Below are 6,000 nucleotides of genomic sequence, written 5' to 3'. Positions count from 1 at the left end.
ACCTGAACAGCTTTGACAGCATCGAGAGTCTGGAGGCTGGGCTCGTGGAGTACATCAAGTACTACAACCAAGAGCGCATCAGATTGAAATTGAAGGGCCTGAGCCCGGTACAGTACCGGGAACAGGCCCAAGCGGCCGTTTGAGCCCACCGTCCAACTCTCGGGGGTCACTTCACCTTGGGGGCTCGTAGGCGCCATCCATGGCGCCTGCGGCCCCGCCTGTCCCGGCCTCCCCGCCTCGGACAGTTGGTCGCATGCCCTCCGTAAAGCCGAGCCATGCTCGGCTGAAGGGTTGGCGGTATGTGGAAAACGCTAAGGAGGGGGCCATGCGCACCGGTATAATCGAGCCCTCTTTCATCGCTGTGGCCGCCCCCTTGAACGACACGCCCGAACCCGTCGTCTCCGAGCTGATCGACCTGCTCACCCTGGAGCGGCTGGAGGACAACCTGTTCCGCGGCCAGAGCCGCGACATCGGCACCAAGTACGTGTTCGGCGGGCAGGTGCTGGGCCAGGCCCTGGCGGCCGCCCAGGCCACGGTCGACAACGGTCGCCATGTGCACTCGCTGCACGCCTATTTCCTGCGCGCCGGCAACATCGACCATCCGATCGTCTACGACGTCGACCGTACCCGCGACGGCGGCAGCTTCTCGGTACGCCGGGTGACCGCGATCCAGCACGGCAAGGTGATCTTCTTCTGCGCGGCCTCGTTCCAGCAGGCCGAATCCGGTGCCGAGCACCAGCACAAGATGCCCGAAGTGCCGCAGCCGGAAGACATCGAACCGAACCGCCCGCTGCCGGCGGAAGTGCTTGAACGCCTGCCGATCAAGGTGCAGCGCTGGTTGTCGCGCGGTGGTCCGTTCGAGTTCCGCCATGTCTATCCGCGCGATGAACTGAACCCGCCCAAGCGCCCGCCCTACCACCAGGTCTGGCTGCGCCTGAGCGAGCGTGTTGGCGATGCTCCCGAGCTGCACCAGGCGCTGCTGGCCTACGCGTCGGACTTCCACCTGCTGGGCACGGCGACCTTCCCGCACGGCATCAGCTACTACCATCCGCACGTGCAGATGGCCTCGCTGGACCACGCAATCTGGTTCCACCGCCCATTCCGCGCCGACGACTGGCTGCTGTACTCGCTGGACAGCCCCAGCGCGCAGGACTCGCGCGGGCTGGCCCGCGGCCAGTTCTTCACCCGTGATGGCGTGCTGGTTGCCAGCACCGCCCAGGAAGGCTTGATCCGCGTGGTTCCGGACCAGGCAGCAGCGGCCGCCGTGCCGGCCAAGGATTGATCCGATGCGTCAGATTTTCAGCAGCCAGCGCGTGGAAACCGTGGAAGGCGTGGCCGAGCTCCTGCGCAGTCACGACATCCAGGTGAAGGTCACCAACGGGCGTTCGTACAAGACGCGCCGCCGCGGCCAGTTCAGCTATACCGACCTGGGCAATGCCGGTGCCTACCCGGCGGTCTGGGTCGTGCGTGCCGACGACCAGCCGCGTGCGCGCGAAATCCTGCGCGACGCCCGCCTGCTCGACACCACCCGCCGTGACCATCCGACCGCCGAATTCGCCTTCCGCGATGACGTGCAGGAAAGCACCGGTGGTCGCAGCTGGGCCTGGCGCATCCGCATCGCCCTGCTGGTGGTGATCGCCGGCGTGGCGCTGGTGATCGGCCTGCGCCATCGCGGCGCCCCTGCCCCCGCGGCCCCGGTGCCCGCCCCGCAGGCCCAGCCGCAACCGCAGCAAGCCCAACCGGCCGCGCCGGCACCGCCGGAAGAAGAGGAAGTGCGGGTCCGCATCCAGCCGGCGAAGTAGTGCCAGCCGCTGGCCGGCAACCGCAGGTAGCGCCGGGCCATGCCCGGCGAGCGCAGCGGCCTGCATCAGCGGCCACAATGCCTGACAAGACAGGCGCCGGGCGCGGCCCGGCGCTACCGGAAAAGGGCAGGTCACATTCCGCATGCGCCTCCGTCATGGGACACAATCCCTGCAGGAGCCCGCCGCCATGACGACCTTCGCCGCAAGCATCGACGACACACTGCACCGCGAACTGCCGGCCGCCAGCGGCGGCTGCCAGCATGCCTATGGGCGCATCGTGCTGGCCTGCCAGAACACGGTCACCGCCATTGCCCTGGCCATCACCGGCGACCGCCAGGCCAGCGAGGACATCGCCCAGGAAGCGTTCGTGAAGGGCTGGCAGCAGCTGCACCAGCTGCGCAGCGCGAGCAGCTTCCTGCCCTGGCTGCGGCAGATCACCCGCAACCTCGCCCGTGACTGGCTGCGCGCGCAACGTGGCCGACCGCTGAGCGGCGAGGCTGCCGAAGTGGCATTGACCATGGCAGCGGATCCGGCCCCCGGCGCGGCCGATCGCCTGCAACGGCTGGAAGAGGAAATCGCTGCCGAAGACATCATCTCCGCCCTGCCCGCCGATAGCCGCGAAGTACTGCTGCTGTATTACCGCGAGGGCCAGCATTCGCAGCAGGTCGCTGACCTGCTCGGGCTCAGTGACGCGGCGGTACGCAAGCGCCTGTCACGCGCCCGTGCGCAGGTGCGCGAGGGCCTGCTGCAGCGCTTCGGCGAATTCGCACGCAGCAGTGCACCCAGTGCAGCGTTCGCAACGGCGGTGGTGTCGATGCTGATGATCGCCGCGCCCGGCACCGCCAGCGCAGCGATCCTGCTGGGAACCGGCGTCGGCATCGGCGGCAGCAAGCTCGGACTCGGTGGCGCCAGCGCCGCCGGCGGTACCGCGATGGGCACGTTGACCGCTACGCTGGGCCAGCTGCAGATGCTGCCTGCGTCAAGCTGGGCCGCGATCATCGGCGGCGTCGTCGGTGGTGCGCTCGGCAGCTATCTCGGCGGCCGTTTCCTGCTGTCGTACGCCGAGACCGGCGCCGAGCAGGTGCAGGTTCGCCGCTTCGTCAATGTCAGCACGGGCACGAGCCTGGGCTGGTGCCTGGCCATCCTGTTTACCGTGCTGCTGCAGGCGCCGATGTGGGCGCAGCTGCTGGTGCTGGCACTGGGCCTGGTCGTGGTCAACTACCAGTGCCTGGTGACACTGCGGCGCATCATGGCGCCGCTGCTCGCGCGTGATGCAGCCCGGCGTGGGCGTCACGGGATCAACTGGAAGTACGAGTCCATGTACGGCCTGACCGGCATGATGGCGGTGAACCTGATGGTCATCGGTGCCCTGGCCTACACGATGACGCGCAGCGGCCGCCTGTAACGGACAACGCCGGCATCACGCCGGCGTTGTCGTCGATCACTGCAGTGAAAATCAGCGCTGCGGCTTCGGCGCGGCGCCGTCACGCGGGCCGCCGTGGCGCGGGCCACCGTGCATCGGGCCCTTGGCGGCGTCGAACTCGGCCTTGCTCAGCTGCCCATCCTTGTTGGTATCGGCGGCGGCGAACCAGGCGTCACGATGCTGCTTCATGCGCAGCTCGCGGTCGGCCTTGTCCAGGTAACCGTCCTTGTTGAGATCGAGCTGGTCGAAACGCTCGGCCAGGCGCGGATCGGCCTTGGCTTCCTCACGGCTGATGCGGCCATCCTTGTTCGCGTCCAGCTTGGCCCAGCGCTCGCCGCCGCGACCACCATGACGGCCGTGCTTCCAGCGCGGCAGCTCATCACGCGAGAGCTTGCCGTCCTTGTTCTTGTCCAGCTCATCGAACTTCGCGGCCAGGCGCGGGTTGGCCGCCGCTTCGCTGCGGTCGATGACGCCATCGCCATTGGCATCCAGCTTGGCCGGGCGCGGTGCCGGAGCGGTCGGGGCGTCGGCGGCCAAGGCGATACCGGTCGCGGAGGTGCCGAGCAGCAGGGCCAGCAGCAGGGGGGTACGGATCATGGGGTCACTCCTGGGAATGGGATTGGCGTCGGGGTGAACACCTCACCCTCGGAGGACAACAACGCCTGACCACGACCTCGGTTGACGTAGCCGCCGGTTCCATTCATCCGGCGGACAGTCGCCGCCATTGCGACAGGCTGGAGCTATGCTGTGCCCATGGCGAGACACGGCGACAGAGACGACGAACTGCGACTGTTCCAGACCGGTGAGCACCCCTGCGGGTACTGGCCAGACCGGGTCGCGCGCGATCTGGTGCTGGACCCGCAGGACCGTCGCCTTGGCGGGCTGTATCCGCTGGCCCTGAGCTGGGGCTTCCGCCGCAGCGGTGATCTGGTCTATCGCCCGCACTGTGCGAACTGCCACGCCTGCGTCGCCGTGCGCATCCCGGTGGCCCGCTTCGCGCCGGACCGCAGCCAGCGCCGCTGCGCCGCCCGCAATGCCGACCTGGAAGTGCGCATCACCGCAGCCATGCCGCGTGAGGATCTGTTCGAGCTGTACCACCGCTACCTGGTGCATCGTCATGCCAAGGGCGGCATGGACGACCACGGCCCGCACGAGTTCGAGCAGTTCCTGATCGGCAGCTGGTCGCACACGCGCTTCATGGAAATGCGCCTGCCCGGCCACGACGGCCAGCCCAGCCAGCTGCTGGGTGTGGCGGTGACCGATGTGACCGAGCACGGGCTGTCGGCGGTCTATACCTTCTTCGACCCCGCCCATGCCGCGCGCGGGCTGGGTACCTTCGCGATCCTGCAGCAACTGGAGTGGGCCCGCCGCGAGGGCCTGCCACACCTGTACCTGGGCTACTGGATACGTGAGCACCAGAAGATGGATTACAAGCGACGCTACCGCCCGCTGGAGGCCTACGACGGCCGCCGCTGGCATGATTTCGATGACGATCTGGACGGACGCTGACAAACCACTGACACCGGGCCGGGTGCACAATACGGCCATGAACGCCAAACCCCTGATCCTCGGCCTGGCCCTGCTCTGTGGCGCCACCGCTCCCGCTTTCGCCACGTCCCCCGCGATGACCGAAAAACCGTCTGCAGCGCTGCGCCTGGCTACCTACAACACCTCGCTGTATTCGGACGAAGCCGGCGGCCTGATCGCGGAGCTGGAAGGCGACAGCGAACACGCGCGCAAGATCGCCGCGGTACTGCAGCAGGCGCGCCCTGACCTGGTGCTGCTGAACGAGTTCGACTTCGACGACGCCCATCGCGCCGCCGACCTGTTCCAGAAGCGCTACCTGGAAGTGGCCCAGCCCGGTGGCGGCAAGCCGCTGCACTTCGCCTACCGCTACCTGGCACCGGTGAACACCGGCGTGCCCAGCGGCCTGGACCTGGACAACAACGGCGTGGTCGGTGGCGAAGGCCGCGGTCGCGGCAACGACGCTTGGGGCTACGGCCTGCACCCGGGGCAGTACGGCATGCTGGTGCTGTCGCGATACCCGATCGACGAAGCCAAGGTGCGCAGCTTCCAGCTGCTGAAGTGGAGTGCGATGCCCGGCGCGATCCGCCCGATCGATCCGCGTACCGGCAAGAGCTTCTACAACGACACCGTCTGGTCGCAGCTGCGACTGTCGTCGAAGTCGCATTGGGATGTGCCTGTAAAGACCCCGGCCGGCGTGGTGCACGCGCTGGTCTCGCACCCGACCCCGCCGGTGTTCGACGGCCCGGAAAAGCGCAACGCCGCGCGCAACCACGACGAACTGCGCCTGTGGCAGGAATACCTGTCCAAGGGTGACAAGCCGTGGTTGTGCGACGACAAGGGCCAGTGCGGCGGCCTGGCCCAGGATGCACGCTTTGTCATTCTTGGCGACCTCAACAACGATCCGGTCGATGGTGATGGCCGCCACGAGGCGATCGTCGAACTGATCGAGAACGCCCGCGTGCTGCGCTACCCCACCCCGCGCAGCGTCGGCGCCGAGCAGACCAGCCTGGCCTATGCGGCCAAGGGCATCACCCGCAAGGGCGCACCGTTCCATGCCACCGGCGACTTCGGCCCGAAGTCCGGCACCATGCGCCTGGACTACGTGCTGCCCTCGATCGGTTTCGAGTACCTCGGCAGCGGGGTGTTCTGGCCGGCCAATGAAAGTGCCGAAGCGAAGATCGCCGACGGCAGCGACCACCACCTGGTGTGGGTGGACGTGAAGCCGTAAGTCGGTGTTGATGGGATACC

7 protein-coding genes are annotated in these 6,000 nt (G+C 67.8%); 6 read left to right on the top strand and 1 reads right to left on the bottom strand.

What is annotated here, in order from left to right; translation table 11 throughout:
• The 4 genes from CR919_RS06985 to CR919_RS06970 form a co-directional block, all read left to right on the top strand.
• A partial coding sequence (locus CR919_RS06985; RefSeq protein ID WP_157804858.1) for an IS3 family transposase occupies nucleotides 1-143 on the top strand: 143 nt, incomplete at its 5' end.
• A 182-nt stretch (nucleotides 144-325) separates the two neighbouring features.
• Nucleotides 326-1,282 carry an acyl-CoA thioesterase II gene (gene tesB / locus CR919_RS06980; protein WP_099819380.1) on the top strand — a complete coding sequence of 319 codons (957 nt, stop codon included), beginning with the start codon at nucleotides 326-328 and terminating at the stop codon, nucleotides 1,280-1,282.
• Nucleotides 1,283-1,286: 4 nt separating this feature from the next.
• Nucleotides 1,287-1,802: a pathogenicity-like protein gene (locus tag CR919_RS06975; protein ID WP_099819379.1), complete on the top strand. Its 516-nt coding sequence runs from the start codon at nucleotides 1,287-1,289 to the stop codon at nucleotides 1,800-1,802.
• Nucleotides 1,803-1,989: 187 nt separating this feature from the next.
• Nucleotides 1,990-3,207: an RNA polymerase sigma factor gene (locus tag CR919_RS06970; protein WP_099819378.1), complete on the top strand. Its 1,218-nt coding sequence runs from the start codon at nucleotides 1,990-1,992 to the stop codon at nucleotides 3,205-3,207.
• A 51-nt stretch (nucleotides 3,208-3,258) separates the two neighbouring features.
• Here the strand turns inward: CR919_RS06970 and CR919_RS06965 are convergent, their stop codons facing one another.
• On the bottom strand, nucleotides 3,259-3,822 hold the full coding sequence (locus tag CR919_RS06965) for an EF-hand domain-containing protein (protein ID WP_099819377.1): 564 nt from the start codon (nucleotides 3,820-3,822) through the stop codon (nucleotides 3,259-3,261).
• A 156-nt stretch (nucleotides 3,823-3,978) separates the two neighbouring features.
• On the opposite strand from CR919_RS06965, the gene CR919_RS06960 reads away from it, so the two are divergent.
• Nucleotides 3,979-4,734 carry an arginyltransferase gene (locus CR919_RS06960; RefSeq protein ID WP_049467687.1) on the top strand — a complete coding sequence of 252 codons (756 nt, stop codon included), beginning with the start codon at nucleotides 3,979-3,981 and terminating at the stop codon, nucleotides 4,732-4,734.
• A gap of 37 nt (nucleotides 4,735-4,771) precedes the next feature.
• Nucleotides 4,772-5,980: an endonuclease/exonuclease/phosphatase family protein gene (locus CR919_RS06955; RefSeq protein WP_099819401.1), complete on the top strand. Its 1,209-nt coding sequence runs from the start codon at nucleotides 4,772-4,774 to the stop codon at nucleotides 5,978-5,980.
• The last annotated feature ends 20 nt before the right edge of the window (nucleotides 5,981-6,000 follow it).

It is taken from the genome of Stenotrophomonas sp. LMG 10879 (assembly GCF_002750935.1).
GTDB classification, from domain to species: domain Bacteria; phylum Pseudomonadota; class Gammaproteobacteria; order Xanthomonadales; family Xanthomonadaceae; genus Stenotrophomonas; species Stenotrophomonas lactitubi_B.
Note: the sequence above shows the minus strand (reverse complement) of the source record. Positions and strands in the feature narration are given on the sequence as shown.